Raw genomic sequence first — 22,610 nt, 5'->3', positions numbered from 1 at the left:
TCCTCCTGCGCGGTGGCGCCACTCTAGCGGTCGGCATGTCAAAGCGGAAGATACCGGGCGGTCGGTTTGGAGCGCGGAAATGCTGCCAACCGGGCGATTCAGGCATTTCCGTGTGACACTGGGGTGAACAGGATGAATGCGGGGCTGCGATGCGATGGCTTGAGACCCGTGTTCCTCCGCCTCTTGTGATGCTGTTGTGCGCCGCCATCGGCTACATGGGCAGCCGATGGCAGCCGGGCGCGGCGCTGCAGCTACCCGTGCCGGAGTTGCTTGCGGGTCTGGTGATGGCCTTCGGCGTGGTATTGAACCTGCTGCCGAAGCTGGCCTTCCGGCGCGTGGGCACCACGGTCAACCCCCTGCGGCCAGCGACGTCGAGCGTGCTGGTCACGCACGGCGTGTACCGCTACACGCGCAACCCGATGTACCTGGGCCAGGCCATTGTCCTGGCAGGTGCCATGCTGTACCTGCAGAACCTGACCGCACTGCTGGCCGTGCCGCTGTTCGTGCTGTACATCAACCGATGGCAGATCATGCCGGAAGAGCGGGCACTGTCGGCCCGCTTTCCGGAGGCATACGCAGCCTTCCGCCAGCGCGTATGGTGCTGGCTCTAGCGCGGGTCAGGCCGTCACGGTGTGATCTGGCACTTCACGGCAGCGGAATAGCCTTCGTAATCATCACCGGCAATCACGTGCAGGGTGTGGTGCTTGTCGATGCGCTTCACGTAGGACGGTGCTTCGGTGTTGGCGTATTCGTTGACCGTGGTCACCGACCAGGTCTTGGCCAGGCGCTTGGGGTCGACACCGTTCAAGTAGACGAAGATGCTCTTCTCGCCCTCGGCGACATTCACGTCGGCATGGGTGACGGTACCGCCGAACAGGGCGACCGGCGTGGTTTCCGGCTCGAACGTGCCGCCAGGCTTTCTGGCCAAGCCGGCTGCCTGCAGGGCATCGATGGCCTCGGCTTCGATGAAGGTCGAGCCTGCCTTGCAGGCCAGCAGGGCTTCGAGTGTTGCGGTGCCGGGCGGCGCGATGGCGGGTGCAGCCGCGTGCGCAGCCGGGGCCGCGGCACAAGCAGCCAGGAGCAGGGCAGAGGTGATGATCACGATTCTCATCGCAGGTCCTTCTGTAGGTAGTGGGCAGCAACACGGACGGAGGATGCCGCCTCATTGTGCGATGTTCCAGTCATTGCCGCGTGCAGCAATGGATCATGACCCATTCCGGCTGCCGTCGTCCGATTCAAGCAAGACGGCCCCGTCGCCGCGTTGTGACAACTGGTCGCCAGGGTTTCGCAACGGACAGTCCTTCAGTGACAGGCAACCACAGCCGATGCAGCCGTCAAGCTGGTCGCGCAGCTGGACCAGGCTGCGGATGCGCTCGTTCAGCATGTCGCGCCAGTTGCTGGACAGCCTTGCCCAGTCCTTCGAACTGGGCGCCCGTTCGGCTGGAAGATCATCCAGCGCGATCTTGATCGTGGCCAAAGGAACGCCCGCCCGCTGTGCGACCTTGATCACGGCAATGCGCCGCAGCACGTCGCGGCGGTAGCGGCGCTGGTTGCCGTTGTTGCGCCAGCCATGGATCAGTCCCTTGGCTTCATAGAAGTGCACGGTGGCAATGCTGACCCCGCTGCGACGCGCGACTTCGCCCACGGAAAGCGGAACGCTGACATCGATCTTCATGGCCGGGGTTCCTTGACCTCATCAATACATGAGGTTTTATAAGGCAGTTCCCTTTTTCCTGCATGTGAACCCTGGGCTGCAGGTCATGAATCATAGGTTTGAACGAAAATGGAACAGCAAGGCATCGCCGTCCCCGGCACCCGCTGGGGCGATCTCCTGTCCGGCCGCAATGCAGTGCGCTCACTTGCCCTGGCGGGCGGGGTCGCACTGCATGCGGTCAACGTCTACATCGCCACCACCATGTTGCCAACCGTGGTGGAGGACATCGGTGGCCTGGATCTCTACGCATGGAACACCACGCTCTTCGTGGTCGCGTCCATACTGGGGTCGGCACTGTCGATCAAGCTGCTTGAACGTGCCGGGCCTCGTGGAAGCTATGCAATGGCGACGCTCATCTTCGCAGCCGGTGCCGTGATCTGCGCGCTCGCGACCTCGATGCCGATGATGCTGGTGGGGCGGCTGGTGCAGGGTGTCGGCGGCGGCTTCCTGTTCGCACTGGCCTACGCCATGATCCGGCTCGCGTTCGAAGAGCCGCTCTGGCCCCGCGCGATGGCCCTGGTTTCGGGGATGTGGGGCGTGGCGACGTTGATCGGACCTGCGGTGGGCGGCGTCTTCGCCGAATGGGGCGTATGGCGGGCCGCATTCTGGTCGGTCACCGCGGTTGCCGTGTTGTTCGCGCTGCTGGCGTCGAACGTCCTTCCGCAGAGGGAGGCACCGTCTTCAGCTGCGGCCAGGTCTTCGGTCCCGTGGCTGCAGATCCTGCTGCTGACCCTGGCCGTCATCAGCGTCTCCCTTGGCAGTACATCCTCGAGCGCAGTCAACAATTTCGTTGGCATCGTGATGGCCGTGTTCCTCGTAGTGGTGCTGATGAGGATCGAGTCCCGAGCGAAGCAGACGCTGCTTCCTTCCGGCGCTCTCCGGCTCCGCTCGCGGCTGGCCGCGTTGTATGGGCTGATGTCGCTGCTGGTGGTGATGATCACCAGCGGCGAGGTCTTCGTGCCACTGTTCCTGCAGGTGCTGCATCAGCAATCACCGCTTGCTGCGGGCTACCTCGCGGCGCTGATGGCGGCCGGTTGGACGCTCGGGTCGTTGGTCGGCTCCGGCTTCAGCGGGCGCGCCGTTGACCGGGCGTTGATGATCGGCCCGGCGCTGGGGTGGGTGGGCATGATCGGGCTGGCGCTGCGGGTGCCGGCTGCCGGCAGCGGTACGTGGTTGCAGATGGTGCCGATCTGCGTGGCGCTGGCCGTCATCGGGATCGGCGTGGGTCTGGCTTGGCCTCACCTGCTGACACGTGTTCTGACCTCTGCACCGCCGGAGGAACAGGAGCGCGCCGGTGCGTCGATCACCACCATCCAGCTGTTCGCCACCGCGGCCGGGGCAGCGCTTGCCGGGATGGTTGCCAATGCAGCGGGACTGATCGAGCCGGGCGGGGCCGAGGGAACCGCGCGTGCGGCCCGGTGGCTGTTTGCCACCTTCGCGCTGGCGCCGATGCTGGGCATGCTGCTGGTGAAGCGATGCCGCTTTCCGGCAGACGTGAACTGAGGAACGGAGGAGGGCGCAGCGACCTTGCCGGGCCGCTGCGCCATGCCATCAGTTGCTGGCTGCCTTCACGGCTTCGGCCGCGTCAATGATGCCTGGCCCGCAGCCACCCAGGCAGTTCGCTGCGGCGATCGGGTGCGCAGTGCGACGCAGGATGTCCTTGACCTGGTCGGTGGTCTTTGGCACCGGCGCAACCGCTTGCATCAGCGCGACGATGCCAGCGACGTGAGGCGCCGCCATCGAAGTGCCGGACATGAAGTCGAAGGCGTTGTTACCCACCGTGGACAGGATGCCCTGCGCCGGATGCTGACGGGTCGGGGCGCAGTTGGCCTGGCTAGGCGGCGTGGCCAGCGGCAGGAACTCGCCGACGGACGCGCGGCAGGACCAGGTTTCACCACCGGGTGCGGTGATATGGATGCCTGCGCCATAGTTGGAGTAGAACGCGCGTCGCCCGCCCTGATCGTTGGCAGCCACCGCGATCACGCCCTTGCAATTCGCCGGAGCAAACTCGGACACATCCAGATTGCTGTTGCCGGCGGCGACCACCACGATCGTGCCCTGCGCGGTGATGTCGTCGATTGCATCCTGCTCGGCCGGCGAGCAGGCGCGGCGGCCGCCCAGGCTGAGATTGATGACTTCGGCCGGGTTCGCATTGGCCGGGACGTTGGGCACGTTGATACCGGCACTCCAGAGCATGCCATCGATGATGTCGGCGGAACCGCCATTGCCCTGGTTGCCGAGTACGCGCACCGGCACGACCTTCGCGTTGTAGGCCACGCCGGCCACGCCGATCTGGTTGTTGGTCACCGCAGCGACCGTTCCAGCGACGTGGGTGCCGTGTGCGATGCCCGAGGCATCGAAGGCATCCGCGTCGCGTCCATCGCCATCGTCGGAGCCGCCACAGCCGGGATTCATTCCGCCGATGATGCATTGCCAATCACTGAACGGACGGGTCGACGAGATCATGTCGTAGCCCGGCAGCAGGTTGGCCTGCAGGTCGTTGTTGTTGAGGTAGCCCGAATCGACCACAGCCACCACCACGCCCTGGCCAGTGGAGCGATCCCACGCGCCGGGCAGGCGCGCACCACTGGTCGGATTGCTGTAGTGCCACTGCTCGCCGTAGCGTGGGTCGTTCGGTGTGGCGAATGCGCTCATCATGTAGTTCGGCTGCACGTACTCCACATCCGGATCGTCGGCGATGCGCTGCATCAGGATCTGCGCTTCCGGGAGGTCCAGTGGCTTGTCCGTGGTGACCACGTCGGCCCCGCCGCCCATGCGGCGTTGATGGGTTACGGACGCGGCTGCTGGCGGTGCGTTGCCGATCGAACGCTTGCTGCGCTGCTGGACGCCGAGGCGCTTCTTCAGCGCATCCTGCGCGGTGGTGGCGGAGACGCGCTTGCTGCTGCCGTCCCGGTACTTGACGATGAAACTGCTGTACTGCTCGTTGCTGGCCATGCCTCGCGTCCATACCCGTTCGGTGGGTTGGGCGAAGGCGGGGGCGCTGGCCAGGACCAGAGTGATGGCACTGGCAAGGGAAACCCGAAGCGACGTACGCATGGATACAGTTCCTTTGTGGAAGATGTGTCGAACAGGCCGTGCCCTTCGGGCTCGGCTTGGATGTGAAGGGTGCAGGTGTCCCGTGGTCTCCTTTTGATGGCGACCAAGGACGAACGGCTTCGCGGACACATCCCCCCCAAGGAGAGGGTGGGAAATTTCTGAAGTGGTTTAGTGATGTCGAAAGCGAGAGAAGATGGCGGTTGCCGACATTGCTTGACGGCATCGGACCGCGATTGCGCCGCGGCGTCGAACTTCGCAGCGGCGTAGAGCAGCCAATAAAAAAGCCCGGAAACCCACGCTGGTGGAATTTCCGGGCTTCTCCGGTCCTTGACGAACCGTTCGTTGGTGGAGGTGGGCGGAATTGAACCGCCGTCCGAAGGCACTCCATCCCCAGCACTACATGCTTAGCTCACCGTTGAATCTCATCCCCGAGCAGCACGGTGTGCAAAGCGCACCCGGGAACCAGCCTGTTGTGTTCTAGTGCCGGACTGACAGGCAGCCGCCCAGCGCGATTCCATGATAATGACTCTACGCTGCGAGCATGGACACAAGCAGTTTCGAGGCTCCGCCTAAGTCGGCAGAAGGTCACGCACCGCAGTTTTTAGGCTGCGAGAGCGACCGGAGCGTAGTTGTCGTCGTTGGCAACTAGAGTTTTGCAGCTGGATTTACGAGGAAAGCTACCCCCTCGGCATGCGCCAGGCGACTTCACAACCCCCGTCGAAACCAATGCACCCCCGGCTTCTTCAAGCATTGCAAGGCTTTGGGGCCAATGCCGTCATAAAAGCTGACACTGACCCTGCCCAACGAGACGGATCTTACGGCAATCTTCCTGAACAGTCACGCGGGTGAGCGTCCGTCTCCCAGCTGATTGGCACGTTGCGATCCCTTGGGACGCCGTGCTCGAATTTCCGGTACCACTCCACGGGGGGGCTCATGGCCATTTCCGTCAGCCCCGGCAACTGGGGACAGTATCGGATCGGGCAAGAGGTGCGCGGTGGCATGCTGTCGGCTGAATCGTCCTGGTACATCCAGCCACATGCAGATCGGGCGGCGAAGGCCCTCGCGGCGGCGTTTCCGGCAACAGGTCCTGCATCAGGGCTGCTGGCCGATCTGTTGTTGAAGGCAGTGGCATCGGTCTGTGCTCAAGACGGGCCGCAATAGCGCCAAACGCTGAAGCGGGCCGGCGTAGGTGCGATCAGGCTTGATAGCATCCAGATTCCTGAAGTGGAGCCAGTGGAAGGACGCCATGACGCTTGACGTTGCAGTAACAGATGAACCCAGCGACGAAGCGCTGGAGGTGATTGGCACTGGCTTGGACCAGTTCAATCTGGAGGCTGCAGGGTATGCCGATCGACGCGCGCTGGCGGTACTGGTTACCGATCCGGCCAGCGGCAAGGTAGTAGGGGGCCTTACCGGGCGAACCTCACTGGGCCTGTGGTTCGTGGATCTGTTCCATCTGCCAGCGGCCCATCGCGGCAACGGGCTGGGGTCGCGTGTGCTGAAGGCCGCAGAGGATGAAGCGCGGCGTCGCGGTTGCCGTTCCGGCGTGCTGTACACCCTCAGCTTCCAGGCGCCCGACTTCTATGTGAAGCATGGATGGGTCGTGTTCGGCCGGGTGCCATGCGATCCGGCCGGCACATGCAGGGTGTTCCTCAGCAAGGATCTGTCGGTGGGGTGAGCGCTGCGGGCGAGCCGCGCGTCCTGTCAATCCGCAACTTGTTGTAGAGCGTCTGTCATAGCGGATTGCTAACTTCGTGGGCACGAATTTGCGACACACTGGCGATGACCATCCGAGCCAGGACAGACACGGAGACCATGGGTGACCGATGCAAGCCAACAACGCAGCCTGCGGCAGCTGATCGGGCCGGTCGGTGCCGACTACCAGCGGCGTGCGTTGCCGCCGGGCTGGGTCTGGGCGGTGCTGGCGGTGCTGCTGGCGGCCACCTGGGTGACGGAGTTGCCGGCCACGGCAGCTGCGGCACTGGTCGCCAGCGCGGTGGTGGTGCACTGGTCGCAGCGCGGCCGCATCCATTGGCTGGGGTGGCGCCTGCCGGGCCTGGCAGTGCTGGCCGCCCTGCTGTGGGGGCCGGAAGTGCTGTCGCAGTGGTTCGAGCACGGGCTGGCTGTGGTCCTGATGTCGCTGGCCAGTCTCAGCATCGGCGTGCATGTGTGGCAGTCGCGACAGATGGCACGCCAGCTGCAGGGCGCGGCCGATGCACTGGACGACGCCCAGTTGCTGGCGTTGCTGCCGGCTGATGCCGCGAACCTGGCCCAACAGTGGCGCTTGGGCGATGACCGTTACGCACCGGAGCTGGCGGTAGTGATGCACCTGGCGGTGATGCACGCGGCGCTGTCGCCGCGGATGCGCAGGCAGGGCATGCTGGCGGGGTGACCCGCCTTTTGTAGAGTCGAGCCATGCTCGACTTCAGCGTTCCACAAATACCGTAAAGCAGTCGAGCATGGCTCGACTCTACATGGTCGTTCGCAGACGCCTTACGCGTCGCGGTTGCCGCGACGCATCACGCGCTGCTTCTCGATCGCCCAGTCGCGGTCCTTGGCGGCATCGCGCTTGTCGTGGGTCTGCTTGCCCTTGGCCAGCGCGACTTCGAGCTTGATCTTGTTCTTGCTCCAGTACATCGCGGTGGGCACGATCGTGTAGCCATCGCGCTCGACCTTGCCGACCAGCTTGTCGATCTCGCTCCGGTGCAGCAGCAGCTTGCGATCGCGCCGGTCGTTGGCCACGACATGGGTCGAGGCCTGGATCAACGGAGTGATCTGCGCGCCGATCAGGAAGATCTCACCATCCTTCACGTAGGCGTAGGCATCGACGATGTTGCCGCGGCCAGCACGGATCGATTTCACCTCCCAGCCCTGCAGGGCCAGGCCGGCTTCGAAGCGGTCTTCGATGTGGTACTCGTGGCGGGCACGCTTGTTCAACGCGATGGTTTTGTTGGCCGTCGCGCTCTTTGCTTTATCCTTGCCGCTGTTCTTGCTCATTTCCGTATTGTCTCCGATTCGGGCCCGCCCGGTCGATTGCCGAAACGTCCTGTATTCATGCCTACTATCCGCCGCAGCGCCCTGGTCGAACATTCGGCCGCGCGCATGTTCGACCTGGTCAATGATGTCCAGGCCTATCCGCGCCGTTTCCGCTGGTGTTCGGCTGCCCAGATCCTGGAGCAGGGCGAGGACCGGCTGGTAGCGCGCCTGGACCTGGGCCTGGGCTCGTTCAGCACCTGGTTCCAGACTGAAAACACACTGCAGCGCCCGCACAGCATCGATATGCAGCTGCGCGATGGCCCGTTCAAGCAGCTGCACGGCCGCTGGGAGTTCCATGCGCTGGCCGAAGATGCCTGCAAGGTCACCCTGACCCTGGACTTCGAGCCCAGTTCGCGCCTGCTCGGTCCGGCGCTGGCATTGGGCTTCCAGAGCCTGGCCGACCGCATGGTCAACGACTTCATCCGCGTTGCCGACGAGGCCTGAGCGATGATCGAGGTCGAGGTGGTGCTGGCCTGGCCGCAGCGGGTGCTTTCGCGCCGGTTGCAGCTGGACGAGGGCGCGACCGTGGCCGAGGCCATTGCCGCTGCTGCGCTGGAAGGCAGTGCCGACTGCCCGGCGGCGGCCGTGCATGGGCTGCTGGCGCGCCCGCAGCAGGTGCTGCTGGATGGCGACCGCATCGAGCTGCTACGCCCGTTGCAGGCCGACCCCAAGGATAACCGCCGGCGTCGCGCGCTCGGCGGTTGATTCCTGTCGCCCGTCCGCGAGGACGGGCAGGGGGCGTCAGCGACCCTTCTTCTTCTTGTCCTTCGGCAGATTGCGGCCGAACTGGCGCACGGTCTGCTGGGCCAGGGCCTTGTCGTTACCCGGGAAGTAATCGCCTTCCCAGCGGGTCACGTTGTCATTGTCGAAGAACACGGTGAAGTTCTTCACCTCGGTACGGCCCAGGCGGTTCACGCGCTGGCTGGAGGTGTAGTCCCAGCGCTGGGCGTGGAACGGGTCCGGAATGGACGGGGTGCCCAGCAGCGCAGTGACCTGCTGCTTGCTCTGCCCGACCTGCAGCTTGGCCACGGCATCTTCCCGGATCAGGTTGCCCTGATAGATGGGTTGCTTGTAGATGATGCCGCACCCGGTGGTGGACAGGGCGACGGCGGCGACCAACAGGAGATTGCGCATCGGGACTGGCGGTTGGGGAAATCAAACCGATGATACACTCCCGGCGTGCCACCGCGACCCAATCCGAGGCAGCTGGCGCTAAATCGCCAATGAACGGAGACCTATGGAAACCCACGACCTGCGAAAAGTCGGCCTGAAGGTGACCCATCCACGGATGCGGATCCTGGCGCTGCTTGAACAGCGCAATGCCCAGCACCACATGACCGCCGAAGACATCTACCGCCAGCTGCTCGAGCATGGCGACGAGATCGGCCTGGCGACGGTCTACCGGGTGCTGACCCAGTTCGAGGCCGCCGGCCTCGTGCTCAAGCACAATTTCGAAGGCGGCCAGGCCGTCTACGAGCTGGACCGTGGCGGCCACCACGACCACATGGTCGACGTGGACAGCGGCAAGATCATCGAGTTCGAAAGCCACGAGATCGAGGAGCTGCAGCGCAAGATCGCGGCCGACCACGGCTACGAGCTGGAAGAGCATTCGCTGGTGCTGTACGTGCGCAAGAAGCGCAAGTAAGCCGTTCGGGCCAGCTGGATGCGACGAAACCCCGGGCCTTCCCGGGGTTTTTCGTTGCTTACGGCAGATCCACGCCATGCGTAAGGGGCCCCATCAGCACCTCCAGATCCACCGCCTCGGCCATTGCCCGGTTGCCCGCATCGCCCGGGTGCAGGTGGTCGCCGGAGTCGTAGGCGGCGGCCATCCGTGACGGATCGGCCGGGTCGCGCAGCGCCGCATCCAGGTCGATCACCGCATCGAACGGGCTGTCGCTGCGCAGCCAGGCATTGAGCTGTTGGCGCAGTGCTTCCTTCTCCGGCTGGTAGTAGTCGTCCAGCGGCGTGCCGGGCAGGGCGCCGGCGAACGGTGTCAGGGTGGCGCCGAGGATGCGTAGACCCCGCCGATGGGCCTGCTCGGCCAGGGTGCGATACCCCGCCTGCAGTTCGGCCAGCGTGGGCCGGGCCTGGTTCCGGGCGAAGGCGGTGCCGGGCCAGCTGATGTCATTGATGCCGATCAGCACGACTACGCTGATCAAGCCTGGTTGATCCAGCACGTCACGCCGGAAGCGGGCCAGGGCGGATTCGCCCATGCCATCGCGCAGCAGCCGCCCCCCGGAAATACCGGCGTTGACCACGGCAACGCCCCGCGGTGCCAGACGCGCCGCCAGATGGTCGGTCCAGCGCTGGTCCTGATCGAGGCTGGCGGTGGCGCCATCGGTAATCGAGTCGCCGATCACCACCACGCTGCGTGCGCTGGCAGCGGCCTCGACCTCGATGCCGGCCAGGAACAGGCGGGCAGTGGTGCTGCTGGCCCCGCTCAGAGCCTGGGCCAGGCTCTGGTCGCCGGGCGCAATCCAACTGGTCTGCCGACCCTCCCAGTGGAACGTCTGGACTGGAGTAGGTCCCGGCACAAAGACACTGATCTGCAACGCCTGGTGGTCATCCGTGGCCAGTGGCAGCGGATCGCTCAGCCGTTCCTGACCTGGGCCGATCAGCACCCCGCGCTGGCCGTCGAAGCTGAGCGGCTGCGGGGCGGCACCCGCGTGTGCGGCCACGCTGGCCGCTCCGATCCGTAGCGGCTGGGTGCCGTAGGCATTGCTCAGCCGCACCCGCAGCCGGGGCCCGCCCAGGCTGATGCGCGCGGTCTGGCGGAAGGTCTGGTCCTGCAGCGTGGCCGGGACCAGGGTCGGGAACAGGACATCGGCGCCCCAGACCGGTTGCGGACTAGCCTGCCAGCTGGCGACCCAGTGCGGGGCCGGGGCGGCACTGGCTGCGCTGGAGAGGGCGATCAAGGCGGTCGCGGTGAGCTGGCTGAGGCGGTTCATCGGGCAATCCCGGGAGGAGGGAGGGCCATGGTGATTCTCCGTCGATCTGTGAACTAGACTGCGCATGGATAATCATCTGTGAACTGGATTCATCGCCATGGCGCGACCCGACATCAACCGATCCGGCGAACTGGAAGTGTTCGTGCGGGTGATCGAGACCGGTGGCTTCTCTGCCGCCGCTCGCACCCTGGACATGACGCCGTCGGCAGTCAGCAAGCTGGTGGCCCGGCTGGAGCAACGGCTGGGTACGCGCCTGCTGCAGCGCTCCACCCGCCAGCTGCAGCTGACCCCGGAAGGCTGCGCGTTCTACGAGCGCGGCCTGCGCGTGCTGGCCGACCTGGAGGAGGCCGAGCGCTGCGCCAGCGCCCATGCCGAGCCGCGCGGACGCCTGCGGGTCAATTCCAACGTGCCGTTCGGCCAGCATTTCCTGTTGCCGCTGCTGCCGGCATTCCTGGAGCGCAATCCGCAGGTGGGGGTGGATCTGACCTTGAACGACGAGGTGATCGACCTGCTTGAGCAGCGCACCGACGTGGCGGTGCGGGCCGGTCCGCTGAAGAGTTCCAGTCTGGTGGCGCGACGGCTGGGCGCGACGCGGATGATGATCGTGGCCGCGCCGGCCTATGCGCAGCGGCACGGCTTGCCGCGCAACGCCGAGGAGCTGATGTCGCACAACCGTCTGGACATCGGCCATGCACGGGCGATGCAGGGCTGGCCGCTGCTGCAGGACGGACGCGAGCGGATGGTGCTGCCCAGTGGCAATGCCCGCGCCAGCAATGGCAACGCGCTGCGGCAGCTGGTGCTGGGCGGGTTGGGCCTGGCGCGGCTGGCGACCTACCAGGTGCAGGAGGACATCGCCGCCGGACGCCTGCTGCCGGTGCTGGAAGAGGCCAATCCCGGTGACCTGGAAGAGGTCCATGCGGTGTTCCTGGGGCAGGGTGGCTACCTGCCGCTGCGGGTGCGCGCCTTCCTCGATTTCCTGGTGGAAACGGTGGATCTGGCGCGGCCACGGGGGTAGTGGGGGGGGGGGGGGGGGGCCCCCCCCCCCCCGGGGGGGCCGGGGTGTGTTGTCGGGGGGGGGGCGCGGCCCCCCGCGGCCCCCCAACCTCTTCATCCGTGTCCTGTGTGGGGGTGTGCCCCCCCCCCGCCCGGCACTACCTCGCGCGTTGTAGATCCACGCCATGCGTGGATAACCGCGAACAGGCCTCAGACCTGCAGCAGCTTGCGGGCGGCGGCGCGCGCTTCCTTGCTCACTTCCACGCCGCCGAGCATGCGCGCCAGCTCTTCCTCGCGCGCCTTGCTGTCCAGCTTTTCCACTGCGCTCTGGGTCATGCCTTCCACCGGCGCCTTGCTGACCCGGTAGTGGGCATGGCCCTTGGAGGCGACCTGCGGTAGGTGGGTTACGCACAGCACCTGGCGCTTCTCGCCAAGGGCGCGCAGCTTCTGGCCGACGATATCCGCCACCGCGCCGCCGATGCCGGAGTCGACTTCGTCGAACACCATGGTCGGCACCGCATCCAGGTCCAGCGCGGCCACTTCGATGGCCAGCGAAATGCGCGACAGTTCACCGCCCGAGGCCACCTTACGCAGGGCGCGCGGCGGTTGGCCGGCGTTGGCGGCGACCAGGAATTCCACGCGTTCGGCACCCTGCGGATCGGGCTTGCCGGCGTCCTGTGGCTCCAGCTCGATCAGGAACTGGCCACCGCCCATGCCCAGCTCGGCGATGATGCCGGTGGTGGTGGCCGACAGCTCGGCAGCGGCGCTGCGGCGGCTGGCGGTCAGCACTTCGGCCTGTACGCGCCAGGCGGCGGCGGCCTTGTCGATCTCGCCGGCCAGGCGCTGCAGGCGTTCGTCGGCGCCGCGCAGCTGTTCCACTTCGGCATGCATGCGCTCGCGCTGCGCGCCCAGCTCGTCCATCGGCACGCGGTGCTTGCGGGCCAGGTCGTGCAGGCGGCCGAGGCGACGCTCGTTCTCCTCGAACTGCTCCGGGTCGGCGTCGAGGTCGTCATGCACCCGGTCCAGCAGCGACAGGGCTTCGTGCAGCTGGATCGAGGCGTTCTCGATCAGGCCGTCCACCTCGCCCAGGCGCGGGTCGTGTTCGATCAGGCGCGACAGCTCGTGGCGCACCTGCTGCAGCAGGTCCAGCGCGGAACTGCCGTCGTCGCCATTGAGCTGGTTGCTGGCCGCCTGGCAGGCGCTCAGCAGGGCGCTGGCGTGGGCCTGGCGGCGGTGGCTGGCACCGAGTGCGACGATCGACTCCGGTTCCAGATCTTCGCGGTCCAGTTCGCGCAGCTGGTGCTCCAGGAAGCCGATCCGGTCACTGACGTCGCCCTGTTGCGACAGCGCCAGCGATTCATCGACCAGCGCCTGCCAGGCCGCAGCGGCGCGGCGCACCTGGCGGCGCTCGTTCTCGTTGCCGGCATAAGCGTCCAGCAGGGCCAGCTGCGACGGGCGCGTCAGCAGGGCCTGCTGTTCGTGCTGGCCGTGGATCTCCACCAGCAGCGAGGCCAGGTCGCCCAGCTGGGCCAGGGTCACCGGGCGGCCATTGATCCACGCCCGCGAACCGCCATCGGCGCGGATCACGCGGCGCAGCTGGCACTGTTCCTCGTCGTCCAGCTCGTTGTCGGCCAGCCACTGGCGCGCGGCCTGCAGCTGGTCCAGCGCGAATTCGGCGGAAAGCTCGGCGCGGGCGGCGCCATGGCGGACCACGCCACTGTCGGCACGCAGGCCGGACAGGAAGCCCAGCGCGTCGACCATCAGCGACTTGCCGGCGCCGGTCTCGCCTGAAACCACGGTCATGCCTGGCCCGAACTCCAGTTCGGTGGCGCGGACGACGGCAAAATCCTTGATCGAAAGATGTCTGAGCATGGGTAAGGGGGTATCAGCAGCCGCGCAACGCTAGCACGCGGGCGAGGGAGGTCCAATGACTTGCCAAGGTGATGCGCCGCCATTATCTAGTGTCCGTGTCTCACAGGTTGATTCCATGCACGGTTCTCCCGACCAGCTTGCCCCGCGTGCGCGCCATCTGCTGCGCACGCTGATCGCGCGTTACATCCAGGACGGCGAGCCGGTCGGCTCGCAGACGCTGGCGCGTGTGGCTGGCCTGGAGGTCAGCCCGGCCACCATCCGCAACATCCTCGGCGACCTGGAAGACCTGGGGCTGCTGGCCTCGCCGCACACCTCGGCCGGGCGCATCCCGACCGCGCATGGTTACCGGGTGTTCGTCGACAGCCTGTTGCAGATGCAGCCGCCGGGCGAGGGCGAACTGGCGCGGTTGCGCCAGGAACTGGCCAGTGGCGGCAGCACCCAGGCCCTGCTCGGCAGCGCCTCGGAGCTGCTGTCGGCGATGAGCCACTTCGTCGGCGTGGTCAGCGCGCCGCGGCGCGAGCAGTTCGCGTTCCGCCAGATCGATTTCGTGGCGCTGGACGGGCGCCGGGTGCTGGCGATCCTGGTGTTTGCCGACAACGAGGTGCAGAACCGCGTCATCGAGACCCGCCAGGAGTTCGCGCCGGGCCAGCTGGAGCAGGTCGCCAACTACCTCAATGCCCATTTCGCTGGCCTGCCGATGGCCGAGATCCGCACCCGCCTGCTGCTGGAGCTGCGCGATGCCCGTTCCGAGCTGGAGCAGCTGCTGGCGCACAGCATCGAACTGGCCGAGCAGGCCCTGCAGCCGGCCGCCGACGACATGCTGGTGGCCGGCCAGACCCGGCTGATGGGGGTGCAGGACCTGTCGGACCTGGAGCGCCTGCGCGAACTGTTCGAGCTGTTCTCCAGCAAGCGCGAGATCCTGCAGCTGCTGGAGCGGACCATCCAGGCCCCGGGGGTGCGCATCTTCATTGGCGAGGAGACCGGGATGATGCCGCTGCAGGGGGTCTCGCTGGTCACCGCCCCGTACACCGCCAATGGCCAGGTACTGGGCGTGCTGGGCGTGATCGGCCCCAAGCGGATGGCCTACGACCGCATGATTCCGCTGGTCCAGGCCACTGCCGATGTGCTCGGCGCGGCCTTTTCACCGGCCGGGCGCACTCCCGGAACATCCGACGCTTGAAACGCAGCATCCCGCCCACACTAGGGTGGGTGGAGGCGGAGATTGACCGCCAGGGACCCAGACATGAACCACGAACATCCAGATATCGAATCCCAGCAGACTGCCGCCGATGCGGCCGCCGCCGCCGGCGTCAACGACGAAGTGGAGCGCCTGCGCGCCGAAGTCGAGCAGATCAAGGCCGATGCGCTGCGTGAGCGCGCCGACCTCGAGAACCAGCGCAAGCGTGTTGCCCGTGACATCGAGCAGGCCCGCAAGTTCGCCAACGAGAAGCTGCTTGGCGAGCTGCTGCCGGTATTCGACAGCCTGGATGCTGGCCTGAAGGCCGCCGGCGACGACCCGCATCCGCTGCGCGAAGGCCTGGAGCTGACCTACAAGCAGCTGCTGAAGGTCGCTGCCGACAACGGCCTGGTCCTGCTGGACCCGATCGGCCAGCCGTTCAACCCGGAACACCACCAGGCGATCAGCCAGGTGCCGACCCCGGGCGCCGCCCCGGGCAGCGTGGTGACCGTGTTCCAGAAGGGCTACCTGCTCAACGAGCGCCTGCTGCGGCCGGCGCTGGTGGTGGTGGCCGCCGATTGATCGGCCGGGCCGGGCCATGCCCGGTCCCGGTCGTGCCAGGCCATGCCTGGCAAGGTTTTCCAGGCGCTGAACACAGCGTTCGGGAGGTGGCTTGAATGTTCCACGAGCCTCCCCCACATCGTATTCATCCACCGGCCGAGCGGCCGGACTGACCCCAACAAGCATCCTCAGGAGTCTCCCCATGGGCAAGATCATTGGTATCGACCTCGGCACCACCAACTCGTGCGTGGCGATCATGGACGGCGGCAAGGCCCGCGTCATCGAGAATTCGGAAGGCGATCGCACCACCCCGTCGATCGTCGCCTACACCAAGGACGGCGAAGTCCTGGTCGGCGCCTCGGCCAAGCGCCAGGCCGTCACCAACCCGAAGAACACCTTCTACGCGGTGAAGCGCCTGATCGGCCGCAAGTTCACCGACGCCGAAGTGCAGAAGGACATCGCGCACGTCCCGTACGGCATCCTGGCCCATGACAATGGCGACGCCTGGGTGTCGACCAGCGACGGCAAGAAGATGGCCCCGCAGGAAATCTCGGCCAAGGTGCTGGAAAAGATGAAGAAGACCGCCGAGGACTTCCTCGGTGAGAAGGTCACCGAAGCGGTCATCACCGTGCCGGCCTACTTCAACGACAGCCAGCGCCAGGCGACCAAGGACGCCGGCCGCATTGCGGGCCTGGACGTCAAGCGCATCATCAACGAGCCGACTGCGGCTGCGCTGGCCTATGGCCTGGACAAGGGTGACAACAAGGATCGCAAGATCGTGGTGTACGACCTGGGCGGCGGCACCTTCGACGTCTCGGTGATCGAGATCGCCAACGTCGACGGCGAGAAGCAGTTCGAAGTGCTGGCCACCAACGGCGACACCTTCCTGGGCGGCGAAGACTTCGACAACCGCGTCATCGAGTACCTGGTTGAAGAGTTCAACAAGGACCAGGGCATCGACCTGCGCAAGGATCCGCTGGCCCTGCAGCGCCTGAAGGACGCCGCCGAGCGCGCCAAGATCGAGCTGTCCAGCGCCCAGCAGACCGAAGTGAACCTGCCGTACGTCACCGCTGACGCCTCGGGTCCGAAGCACCTGAACATCAAGCTGACCCGCGCCAAGCTGGAAGCGCTGGTGGAAGACCTGATCAAGAAGTCGATCGAGCCGTGCCGCGTCGCCCTGAACGATGCCGGCCTGCGTTCGAGCGACATCAGCGAAGTGATCCTGGTCGGTGGCCAGACCCGCATGCCGAAGGTGCAGCAGGCGGTGACCGAGTTCTTCGGCAAGGAACCGCGCAAGGACGTCAACCCGGACGAAGCCGTGGCACTGGGTGCTGCGATCCAGGGCGGCGTGCTGGGCGGCGACGTCAAGGACGTGCTGCTGCTGGACGTGACTCCGCTGTCGCTGGGCATCGAGACCATGGGTGGCGTGTTCACCAAGATCATCGAGAAGAACACCACCATCCCGACCAAGGCCTCGCAGGTGTTCTCCACCGCTGAGGACAACCAGTCGGCCGTGACCGTGCACGTGCTGCAGGGTGAGCGCGAACAGGCCCGCTTCAACAAGTCGCTGGCCAAGTTCGATCTGTCCGGCATCGAGCCGGCCCCGCGTGGCCTGCCGCAGGTGGAAGTGTCCTTCGACATCGACGCTAACGGCATCCTGCACGTGTCGGCCAAGGACAAGAAGACCAACAAGGAACAGAAGGTCGAGATCAAGGCCGGTTCGGGCCTGTCCGAGGAAGAGATCGCGCGCATGGTTGCCGACGCGGAAGCCAACCGCGAAGAAGACAAGAAGTTCCAGGAGCTGGTGCAGGCCCGCAACCAGGCCGACGCCCTGATCCACGGCACCCGCAGCGCCATCACCGAGCACGGCAGCAAGGTTGGCGGCGATGTGATCGGCAAGGTCGAGGCGGCCCTGGCCGACCTGGAAACCGCGATGAAGGGTGACGACAAGGCGCAGATCGAAGCCAAGTCGAAGGCACTGGAAGAAGCCGGCCAGTCGCTGTTCGCCGCTGCTTCGGCCGACCAGGGCGGTGCCCCGGGTGCCGACGCCGGTAACGCCGGCAAGGCGCAGGACGACGTGGTCGACGCCGAGTTCACCGAAGTCAAGGACGACAAGAAGTCCTGATCCGGACCGACACGGGACGCTGGCCATCAGCGTCCCGTTGTCGCATCAGGGTCCTGACCGCCCACCGGCGTGTCGGGGCGCCCGACGCAAGAGCGGACCTGGTTCCGCTCTTCCGCTTTGACGAATCCCGACTTTCCGGAACCAGATCCACGATATGAGCAAGCGCGATTACTACGAAGTGCTGGGCGTTGCCCGCACCGCCACCGACGAAGAGCTGAAGAAGGCCTACCGTCGCTGCGCGATGAAGTTCCACCCGGACCGCAACCCGGGTGATGCGGCGGCCGAAGCCTCCTTCAAGGAGTGCAAGGAGGCCTACGAAGTGCTGTCCGACGGCAACAAGCGTCGCATGTACGACAGCCACGGCCACGCTGCGTTCGAGCACGGCATGGGCGGCGGTGGTCCGGGCGGCCCGGACATGAACGATATCTTCGGCGATATCTTCGGCAACATCTTTGGCGGTGGCGGCGGTGGTCCGCGCCAGGCCCGTCGCGGCGCCGACATCGGCTACGTGATGGAGCTGGACCTGGAAGAGGCCGTGCGCGGCGTCGAGCGCCGGATCGAGATTCCGACCCTGGCCGAGTGCGGCGATTGCGATGGCAGTGGCTCGGAGGATGGCAAGGTCGAGACCTGCAACGTGTGCCATGGCCGTGGCCAGGTACGCATCCAGCGCGGCATCTTCGCCATGCAGCAGGCCTGCCACAACTGCGGCGGCCGTGGCCAGATCATCGCCAAGCCCTGCAAGACCTGCCACGGCAACGGCCGTGTCGAGGAAGACAAGGTGCTGTCGGTGAAGGTGCCGGCGGGCGTCGATACCGGCGACCGCATCCGCCTGCAGGGCGAGGGCGAGGCCGGTCCGGCCGGCACGCCGCCGGGTGACCTGTACGTGGAAGTGCGCGTGCGCGAGCATGCGATCTTCCAGCGCGATGGCGACGACCTGCACTGCGAAGTGCCGATCCGCATCTCGCAGGCGGCACTGGGCGACACCGTCCGCGTGGCCACCCTTGGCGGAGAAGCGGAAATCCGCATCCCGGCCGAGACCCAGACCGGCAAGCTGTTCCGCCTGCGCGGCAAGGGCGTGCGCTCAGTGCGCAGCCGCAGCGAAGGTGACCTGTACTGCCGTGTGGTGGTGGAGACCCCGGTCAACCTCACCAACGACCAGCGCAGGTTGCTGGAGCAGTTCGAAGCCACCTTCGTCGGCGAGGAAGCGCGCAAGCATTCGCCGAAGTCGGCCACCTTCATGGATGGCGTGAAGGGTTTCTGGGACCGGATGACGTCCTGAGTTTTTCGACGGAAGCGATGAACGATAGCGCCGGGCCATGCCCGGCGTTGTCGTTTGTGGTGCAGTGGATCCACGCCTTGCGTGGATGCCGTTCAAGGGATCATCGGAAAAACGCCGCCGGCGTCTGCCCCAGCTGCCGCTTGAACATGCTGGTGAACGCGCTCGGGCTGTCGTAGCCCATCGCCAGCGCCACATCGATGACCTTGTCGCCGACCGCCAGTCGCTCCAAGGCGGCCAGCAGCCGCGCCTGCTGCCGCCACTGCCCGAAGGTCATGCCCAGTTCGCTGGCGAAATGGCGCTGGATGGTCTTCACGTCCACGGCCAGGGCCTCGGGCCAGTCCTGCAGCGTGGCTTCGTCGCCGGAATCCATCCGGCTGCTCGTCCGAGTGGAACCGGAAGTGAGACCCGCTGGCGTGTGTGGCGGGACTGCTCATTGCCAGGATCAGCAATGCTGCCGAAGCCGCCCGCATGGTGACTGCTCGCCTTCATGCATCGTGCTTCCTCGCCAGTGGGAGGTGATCGAAGCACGCCGTTGCGCAGCGGAACTGCGACACGCTTGGCTCTTATGCCCGGTTGCGGAGAATGCCTACGGCACGCCCGGCGTTTGGTCTGTGCGATTCCTGCCGCCTAAAATGGAAGCATGAATCCATCCATCCTGAAAAGACTGCGGTGCCGGGGCGCCATCGGCATTACGATGCTGGTGGCGGTGTTGACCGTACCCCATGTCTCGGCAGCACCCGCTTGCGGCTTCGATGAGCCGATCGTCGATCCGCAGGGATCCCCTACGCCTTTGCCTGGTACACGCTGGACCTACTCCACCGGCGCATCGCGTCCAGAACTGACGTTGCAGCTGCAGACGGTGGAACCGCAGCAGCTGGCGCTTTCGATTGATGGAGAGGCCGTTCGGCACGAATGGCGAGAGACCTATGCAGACGTGAATCCGCTGCGCAAAGGGGAAAAGATCCTGCTGCGCTTCCCGTTATCCGTCGGCGCGCAGTGGCAGGACAGGTTCGAGGAGCCGGGCGAAATCCGCGCTTCGTTTGGCAGCTATCGCTATGACTATGTGGAGGAGAGCAGCAGCCGAGTCGTGGCCGTCGAGACGGTACGGACTGCGCTGGGTGACGTAAATGCCTACCGGATCGAGAGAGATGCGCGGTGGCACAAATCCAATCCCCGCTCGGATGACATGAAACACATGCGCCTGGAAGGTAGTGGTGCGGTGGACGGAATGGAACGCAGCATCAGCTGGTACGCGCCAAGCGTTGGGCGGGTGGTGTTGCGGCGAAGCATCAAGGCCAATCCAAACTATCCCCGCTACCCGACTGCGGAAAACGACAGTCCCCGTCTGATGGTCACCGAGCTGGTCGGTTTCCAGCGCCCCGATGGCTGCCGCGTCGAAGCAGCTCCCACCCAGGCACGTGTGCCTGATGATCTGCCACCGCTGCATTACCCCCTGATGTTAAACAACAGATGGGAATTCCTGTTGATTCGTCATCAGCATGTGCCGGCCGTATCCGTGGATCGTTAGCGCGTGGAGCTGCCTGCGGGACCCGCAGGCGATAATCGGAAAAATGCCGCCGGCGTCTGCCCCAGCTGCCGCTTGAACATGCTGGTGAACGCACTGGGGCTGTCATAGCCCATCGCCAGCGCCACATCGATCACCTTCTCGCCTACGGCCAGGCGTTCCATCGCGGCCAGAAGCCGCGCCTGCTGCCGCCACTGCCCGAAGGTCATGCCCAGTTCGCTGGCGAAATGGCGCTGGATGGTCTTCACGTCCACCTGCAGCGCCTGCGCCCAGTCCTGCAGGGTGGCGTCGTCGCCAGGATGCTTCTGGATGTGCTGGCAGATACGCTGCAGGCGCGGGTCGGTGGGCGAGGGCAGGTGCAGCGGCAGCACGTCCATGCGGTGCAGTTCGTCCAGCAGCAGGCGCACCACGCGGCCGTCGCGGCTGTCGTCCACGTGCGCGGACTCGATCAGGCTGGCGGCCAGCAGCAGTTCGCGCAGCAGCGGCGCTACCTGTACCGCGAACGCCTCGTCCGGCAGCTGCGGCGCGAAATCCGGTTCCACGTACAGGCTGCGCATATGCACCTCAGCGATGCAGTCCACCGCATGGGCCATGCCGGCCGGCACCCAGATCGCGCGGGTCGAGGGTACGACCCAGCGGCCGCCGTCCGCACGCACCACCATCAGTCCGGACATGGCGAACACCAGCTGGTGACGGCGATGCCGGTGGGGCGCGATGTGGGTGCCGGGTTTGTAGTGGCGGGCGCGGCAGGTCACCGGGCGGTGTACCGGAACCTCGTTCCACGGCGCAGTCTCGCGGACCGGGCAGGGAGTGTCCTTTTTGCGATATGCCATGACCCGAACGCGGCAGAAGGGAGGAGGAGCCCACCGTAGCATGCGTGGCTCGCCCCCAACCTGACTGTGTCCATGTCGACCCTGGCTTCTCCCGCAACGACCTCACGCCCGGTGGCCCCCGGCGTGCTGGCCGCCATCTCCACCTCGCATGTCGTCAACGACATGATGCAGTCGCTGATCCTGGCCATCTATCCGGTGATCAAGGGCGGCTTCAATCTCAGCTTCACCCAGATCGGCCTGATCACCCTGACCTACCAGCTTACCGCCTCGATCTTCCAGCCGTTGATCGGCATGGCCACCGACCGTCGCCCTGCACCGTACTCGCTGCCGATCGGCATGGCCTCGACCCTGTGCGGCATGCTGCTGCTCGGCTTCGCACCGAACTACGCGGTGGTGCTGATGGCTGCGGCGATGGTCGGCATTGGCTCGGCCATCTTCCATCCGGAAGCCTCGCGCATCGCGCGACTGGCCTCGGGCGGTCGTCATGGTTTCGCGCAGTCGGTGTTCCAGGTGGGTGGCAATTTCGGAACAGCGCTTGGCCCGTTGATCGCCGCCGCAGTGATCGTGCCGTATGGCCAGCACGCCGCATCGTGGTTTGCCGGTGCTGCCCTGATCGGCATCGCATTGCTGACCTATGTCGGCCGCTGGTACGCGTTGCATCTGGGCACGCCACGACCGGTCAGCACGGCTGCGATGGCGCCGCGGCATCCGCCGCGCACCGTGGCCAAGGTACTGGCGATCCTGCTGGTGCTGATCTTCAGCAAGTACTTCTACATGGCCAGCATCGGCAGCTACTTCACCTTCTACCTGATCCACCACTTCGGCATTCCGGTGGCGCAGGCCCAGCTGCATCTGTTCGCGTTCCTGGTGGCGTCCGCCGCCGGCGGCTTCCTTGGTGGCCCGCTGGGTGACCGCATCGGCCGCAAGCCGATCATCTGGACCTCGATCCTGGGCGTGGCCCCGTTCGCGCTGATGCTGCCGCATGCTGATCTGCTGTGGACGACCGTGCTGGCGGTGCTGATCGGCTTCGTGCTGTCCTCGGCGTTCTCGGCGATCGTGGTGTACGCGCAGGAAATGATGCCGCACCGCATCGGCATGGTGTCCGGCCTGTTCTTCGGCTTCGCCTTCGGCATGGGCGGGCTTGGGGCGGCTGTGCTGGGCCTGCTGGCGGACAAGACCAGCATCGAATACGTCTACCAGTTGACCGCGTTCCTGCCGCTGCTGGGCATCGTGGCGGCGTGGCTGCCACCGTCGCGGCCTGCTGCTCACTGAGGGGGTGGGGTTTGCAGGGCTTGCAGCCCTGCACCTGCCGAAGCCAAGGCAACGGCAACGGCAACGGCAACGGCAACGTCAAATTCAAAAGCTGGCTTTCCGTGGGTTGGCGGGGTGGGTCCGGTTGAGGGGGACGGCGTAAATACGTCCCTGTAGCCTCGGTCGCGCCATCCATGGCGCTCACGCCCCCGCAACCGGACCCACCCCGCCGTCGACAG

At 66.0% G+C, this 22,610-nt stretch carries 23 protein-coding genes, 1 other RNA gene and 1 pseudogene; 15 read left to right on the top strand and 10 right to left on the bottom strand.

Annotated elements, in window-relative coordinates; all coding sequences use genetic code 11:
- Nucleotides 1-149: 149 nt before the first annotated feature.
- Nucleotides 150-611 (top strand): isoprenylcysteine carboxylmethyltransferase family protein, encoded by a 462-nt coding sequence (locus V3B64_RS17245; protein WP_329914581.1) that lies wholly within the window; start codon nucleotides 150-152, stop codon nucleotides 609-611.
- Between the two features lie 14 nt (nucleotides 612-625).
- On the opposite strand, the gene V3B64_RS17240 is transcribed toward V3B64_RS17245, so the two are convergent.
- Together V3B64_RS17240 and soxR are read right to left on the bottom strand one after the other, a co-directional pair.
- Nucleotides 626-1,111, bottom strand: a complete 486-nt coding sequence (locus tag V3B64_RS17240) for a hypothetical protein (protein WP_329914580.1) — start codon at nucleotides 1,109-1,111, stop codon at nucleotides 626-628.
- 93 nt (nucleotides 1,112-1,204) lie between these two features.
- Nucleotides 1,205-1,675 (bottom strand): redox-sensitive transcriptional activator SoxR, encoded by a 471-nt coding sequence (gene soxR, locus V3B64_RS17235; protein WP_032128280.1) that lies wholly within the window; start codon nucleotides 1,673-1,675, stop codon nucleotides 1,205-1,207.
- A 108-nt stretch (nucleotides 1,676-1,783) separates the two neighbouring features.
- On the opposite strand from soxR, the gene V3B64_RS17230 reads away from it, so the two are divergent.
- On the top strand, nucleotides 1,784-3,217 hold the full coding sequence (locus tag V3B64_RS17230; RefSeq protein WP_329914579.1) for an MFS transporter: 1,434 nt from the start codon (nucleotides 1,784-1,786) through the stop codon (nucleotides 3,215-3,217).
- A 48-nt stretch (nucleotides 3,218-3,265) separates the two neighbouring features.
- Here the strand turns inward: V3B64_RS17230 and V3B64_RS17225 are convergent, their stop codons facing one another.
- Nucleotides 3,266-4,771 carry a S8 family serine peptidase gene (locus tag V3B64_RS17225; protein WP_329914578.1) on the bottom strand — a complete coding sequence of 502 codons (1,506 nt, stop codon included), beginning with the start codon at nucleotides 4,769-4,771 and terminating at the stop codon, nucleotides 3,266-3,268.
- A gap of 343 nt (nucleotides 4,772-5,114) precedes the next feature.
- Nucleotides 5,115-5,507, bottom strand: a transfer-messenger RNA (tmRNA) gene (ssrA, locus tag V3B64_RS17220).
- Between the two features lie 197 nt (nucleotides 5,508-5,704).
- On the opposite strand from ssrA, the gene V3B64_RS17215 reads away from it, so the two are divergent.
- From V3B64_RS17215 to V3B64_RS17205, 3 genes are all read left to right on the top strand, one after another.
- Entirely contained in the window at nucleotides 5,705-5,932 is a 228-nt protein-coding gene (locus V3B64_RS17215) for a hypothetical protein (protein ID WP_329914577.1), read from the top strand.
- Nucleotides 5,933-6,017: 85 nt separating this feature from the next.
- On the top strand, nucleotides 6,018-6,449 hold the full coding sequence (locus tag V3B64_RS17210; RefSeq protein ID WP_049400306.1) for a GNAT family N-acetyltransferase: 432 nt from the start codon (nucleotides 6,018-6,020) through the stop codon (nucleotides 6,447-6,449).
- A 141-nt stretch (nucleotides 6,450-6,590) separates the two neighbouring features.
- A complete protein-coding gene (locus V3B64_RS17205; RefSeq protein ID WP_032128284.1) occupies nucleotides 6,591-7,163 on the top strand; it encodes a hypothetical protein in 573 nt (190 codons plus the stop codon).
- A 101-nt stretch (nucleotides 7,164-7,264) separates the two neighbouring features.
- Here the strand turns inward: V3B64_RS17205 and smpB are convergent, their stop codons facing one another.
- Complete coding sequence (gene smpB, locus V3B64_RS17200; RefSeq protein ID WP_010484447.1) at nucleotides 7,265-7,768, bottom strand: SsrA-binding protein SmpB; 504 nt, start codon at nucleotides 7,766-7,768, stop codon at nucleotides 7,265-7,267.
- Between the two features lie 57 nt (nucleotides 7,769-7,825).
- On the opposite strand from smpB, the gene V3B64_RS17195 reads away from it, so the two are divergent.
- Complete coding sequence (locus V3B64_RS17195) at nucleotides 7,826-8,251, top strand: type II toxin-antitoxin system RatA family toxin (protein ID WP_010484449.1); 426 nt, start codon at nucleotides 7,826-7,828, stop codon at nucleotides 8,249-8,251.
- 3 nt (nucleotides 8,252-8,254) lie between these two features.
- Nucleotides 8,255-8,512, top strand: a complete 258-nt coding sequence (locus V3B64_RS17190; protein WP_032128285.1) for an RnfH family protein — start codon at nucleotides 8,255-8,257, stop codon at nucleotides 8,510-8,512.
- A 36-nt stretch (nucleotides 8,513-8,548) separates the two neighbouring features.
- Here V3B64_RS17190 and bamE read toward each other — a convergent pair whose 3' ends face one another.
- Nucleotides 8,549-8,941 carry an outer membrane protein assembly factor BamE gene (gene bamE, locus V3B64_RS17185; protein ID WP_010484453.1) on the bottom strand — a complete coding sequence of 131 codons (393 nt, stop codon included), beginning with the start codon at nucleotides 8,939-8,941 and terminating at the stop codon, nucleotides 8,549-8,551.
- A 103-nt stretch (nucleotides 8,942-9,044) separates the two neighbouring features.
- On the opposite strand from bamE, the gene fur reads away from it, so the two are divergent.
- Nucleotides 9,045-9,452 carry a ferric iron uptake transcriptional regulator gene (gene fur / locus V3B64_RS17180; RefSeq protein ID WP_005409235.1) on the top strand — a complete coding sequence of 136 codons (408 nt, stop codon included), beginning with the start codon at nucleotides 9,045-9,047 and terminating at the stop codon, nucleotides 9,450-9,452.
- Nucleotides 9,453-9,510: 58 nt separating this feature from the next.
- On the opposite strand, the gene V3B64_RS17175 is transcribed toward fur, so the two are convergent.
- Complete coding sequence (locus tag V3B64_RS17175) at nucleotides 9,511-10,755, bottom strand: SGNH/GDSL hydrolase family protein (RefSeq protein ID WP_329914576.1); 1,245 nt, start codon at nucleotides 10,753-10,755, stop codon at nucleotides 9,511-9,513.
- Nucleotides 10,756-10,852: 97 nt separating this feature from the next.
- Between V3B64_RS17175 and V3B64_RS17170 the strand changes: the two genes are divergently transcribed.
- A complete protein-coding gene (locus tag V3B64_RS17170; protein WP_071229472.1) occupies nucleotides 10,853-11,770 on the top strand; it encodes a LysR family transcriptional regulator in 918 nt (305 codons plus the stop codon).
- Nucleotides 11,771-11,958: 188 nt separating this feature from the next.
- Here the strand turns inward: V3B64_RS17170 and recN are convergent, their stop codons facing one another.
- A complete protein-coding gene (recN, locus tag V3B64_RS17165) occupies nucleotides 11,959-13,620 on the bottom strand; it encodes a DNA repair protein RecN (RefSeq protein ID WP_032128288.1) in 1,662 nt (553 codons plus the stop codon).
- Nucleotides 13,621-13,735: 115 nt separating this feature from the next.
- Here recN and hrcA point away from each other — a divergent pair, with 115 nt between their 5' ends.
- From hrcA to dnaJ, 4 genes are all read left to right on the top strand, one after another.
- The gene (hrcA, locus tag V3B64_RS17160; protein ID WP_107432375.1) at nucleotides 13,736-14,800 is read left to right on the top strand and encodes a heat-inducible transcriptional repressor HrcA; all 1,065 of its coding nucleotides are present in this window, start codon (nucleotides 13,736-13,738) and stop codon (nucleotides 14,798-14,800) included.
- Nucleotides 14,801-14,863: 63 nt separating this feature from the next.
- Nucleotides 14,864-15,379, top strand: a complete 516-nt coding sequence (gene grpE, locus V3B64_RS17155) for a nucleotide exchange factor GrpE (protein WP_032128290.1) — start codon at nucleotides 14,864-14,866, stop codon at nucleotides 15,377-15,379.
- Nucleotides 15,380-15,560: 181 nt separating this feature from the next.
- Nucleotides 15,561-17,483, top strand: coding sequence for a molecular chaperone DnaK (gene dnaK / locus V3B64_RS17150; RefSeq protein WP_057500812.1), 1,923 nt, complete (start codon nucleotides 15,561-15,563; stop codon nucleotides 17,481-17,483).
- A gap of 154 nt (nucleotides 17,484-17,637) precedes the next feature.
- Nucleotides 17,638-18,762 (top strand): molecular chaperone DnaJ, encoded by a 1,125-nt coding sequence (gene dnaJ / locus V3B64_RS17145; protein ID WP_329914575.1) that lies wholly within the window; start codon nucleotides 17,638-17,640, stop codon nucleotides 18,760-18,762.
- A gap of 100 nt (nucleotides 18,763-18,862) precedes the next feature.
- Here dnaJ and V3B64_RS17140 read toward each other — a convergent pair.
- Nucleotides 18,863-19,123: pseudogene (locus V3B64_RS17140) on the bottom strand (helix-turn-helix domain-containing protein); the annotation flags it as partial.
- A 279-nt stretch (nucleotides 19,124-19,402) separates the two neighbouring features.
- Here V3B64_RS17140 and V3B64_RS17135 point away from each other — a divergent pair.
- On the top strand, nucleotides 19,403-20,290 hold the full coding sequence (locus V3B64_RS17135) for a hypothetical protein (protein WP_329914574.1): 888 nt from the start codon (nucleotides 19,403-19,405) through the stop codon (nucleotides 20,288-20,290).
- Here V3B64_RS17135 and V3B64_RS17130 read toward each other — a convergent pair.
- Complete coding sequence (locus tag V3B64_RS17130) at nucleotides 20,287-21,120, bottom strand: helix-turn-helix transcriptional regulator (protein WP_329914573.1); 834 nt, start codon at nucleotides 21,118-21,120, stop codon at nucleotides 20,287-20,289. The two genes, V3B64_RS17135 and V3B64_RS17130, sit on opposite strands and share 4 nt — an antisense overlap.
- Before the next feature lie 72 nt (nucleotides 21,121-21,192).
- Between V3B64_RS17130 and V3B64_RS17125 the strand changes: the two genes are divergently transcribed.
- Nucleotides 21,193-22,392, top strand: a complete 1,200-nt coding sequence (locus tag V3B64_RS17125; protein WP_164162773.1) for an MFS transporter — start codon at nucleotides 21,193-21,195, stop codon at nucleotides 22,390-22,392.
- Nucleotides 22,393-22,610 lie beyond the last annotated feature (218 nt).

Source organism: Stenotrophomonas sp. SMYL86 (assembly GCF_036320025.1).
Lineage (GTDB): Bacteria > Pseudomonadota > Gammaproteobacteria > Xanthomonadales > Xanthomonadaceae > Stenotrophomonas > Stenotrophomonas maltophilia_A.
This window is presented reverse-complemented; position numbering and strand designations above follow the sequence as displayed.

Bases quoted from the DNA above. Each gene is read 5' to 3' on its own strand.
- V3B64_RS17245 (WP_329914581.1), top strand. From the start codon at position 150: ATGCGATGGCTTGAGACCCGTGTTCCTCCGCCTCTTGTGATGCTGTTG.
- V3B64_RS17240 (WP_329914580.1), bottom strand. From the start codon at position 1,111: ATGAGAATCGTGATCATCACCTCTGCCCTGCTCCTGGCTGCTTGTGCC.
- soxR (WP_032128280.1), bottom strand. From the start codon at position 1,675: ATGAAGATCGATGTCAGCGTTCCGCTTTCCGTGGGCGAAGTCGCGCGT.
- V3B64_RS17230 (WP_329914579.1), top strand. From the start codon at position 1,784: ATGGAACAGCAAGGCATCGCCGTCCCCGGCACCCGCTGGGGCGATCTC.
- V3B64_RS17225 (WP_329914578.1), bottom strand. From the start codon at position 4,771: ATGCGTACGTCGCTTCGGGTTTCCCTTGCCAGTGCCATCACTCTGGTC.
- V3B64_RS17215 (WP_329914577.1), top strand. From the start codon at position 5,705: ATGGCCATTTCCGTCAGCCCCGGCAACTGGGGACAGTATCGGATCGGG.
- V3B64_RS17210 (WP_049400306.1), top strand. From the start codon at position 6,018: ATGACGCTTGACGTTGCAGTAACAGATGAACCCAGCGACGAAGCGCTG.
- smpB (WP_010484447.1), bottom strand. From the start codon at position 7,768: ATGAGCAAGAACAGCGGCAAGGATAAAGCAAAGAGCGCGACGGCCAAC.
- V3B64_RS17195 (WP_010484449.1), top strand. From the start codon at position 7,826: ATGCCTACTATCCGCCGCAGCGCCCTGGTCGAACATTCGGCCGCGCGC.
- V3B64_RS17190 (WP_032128285.1), top strand. From the start codon at position 8,255: ATGATCGAGGTCGAGGTGGTGCTGGCCTGGCCGCAGCGGGTGCTTTCG.
- bamE (WP_010484453.1), bottom strand. From the start codon at position 8,941: ATGCGCAATCTCCTGTTGGTCGCCGCCGTCGCCCTGTCCACCACCGGG.
- fur (WP_005409235.1), top strand. From the start codon at position 9,045: ATGGAAACCCACGACCTGCGAAAAGTCGGCCTGAAGGTGACCCATCCA.
- V3B64_RS17175 (WP_329914576.1), bottom strand. From the start codon at position 10,755: ATGAACCGCCTCAGCCAGCTCACCGCGACCGCCTTGATCGCCCTCTCC.
- V3B64_RS17170 (WP_071229472.1), top strand. From the start codon at position 10,853: ATGGCGCGACCCGACATCAACCGATCCGGCGAACTGGAAGTGTTCGTG.
- recN (WP_032128288.1), bottom strand. From the start codon at position 13,620: ATGCTCAGACATCTTTCGATCAAGGATTTTGCCGTCGTCCGCGCCACC.
- hrcA (WP_107432375.1), top strand. From the start codon at position 13,736: ATGCACGGTTCTCCCGACCAGCTTGCCCCGCGTGCGCGCCATCTGCTG.
- grpE (WP_032128290.1), top strand. From the start codon at position 14,864: ATGAACCACGAACATCCAGATATCGAATCCCAGCAGACTGCCGCCGAT.
- dnaK (WP_057500812.1), top strand. From the start codon at position 15,561: ATGGGCAAGATCATTGGTATCGACCTCGGCACCACCAACTCGTGCGTG.
- dnaJ (WP_329914575.1), top strand. From the start codon at position 17,638: ATGAGCAAGCGCGATTACTACGAAGTGCTGGGCGTTGCCCGCACCGCC.
- V3B64_RS17135 (WP_329914574.1), top strand. From the start codon at position 19,403: ATGAATCCATCCATCCTGAAAAGACTGCGGTGCCGGGGCGCCATCGGC.
- V3B64_RS17130 (WP_329914573.1), bottom strand. From the start codon at position 21,120: ATGGCATATCGCAAAAAGGACACTCCCTGCCCGGTCCGCGAGACTGCG.
- V3B64_RS17125 (WP_164162773.1), top strand. From the start codon at position 21,193: ATGTCGACCCTGGCTTCTCCCGCAACGACCTCACGCCCGGTGGCCCCC.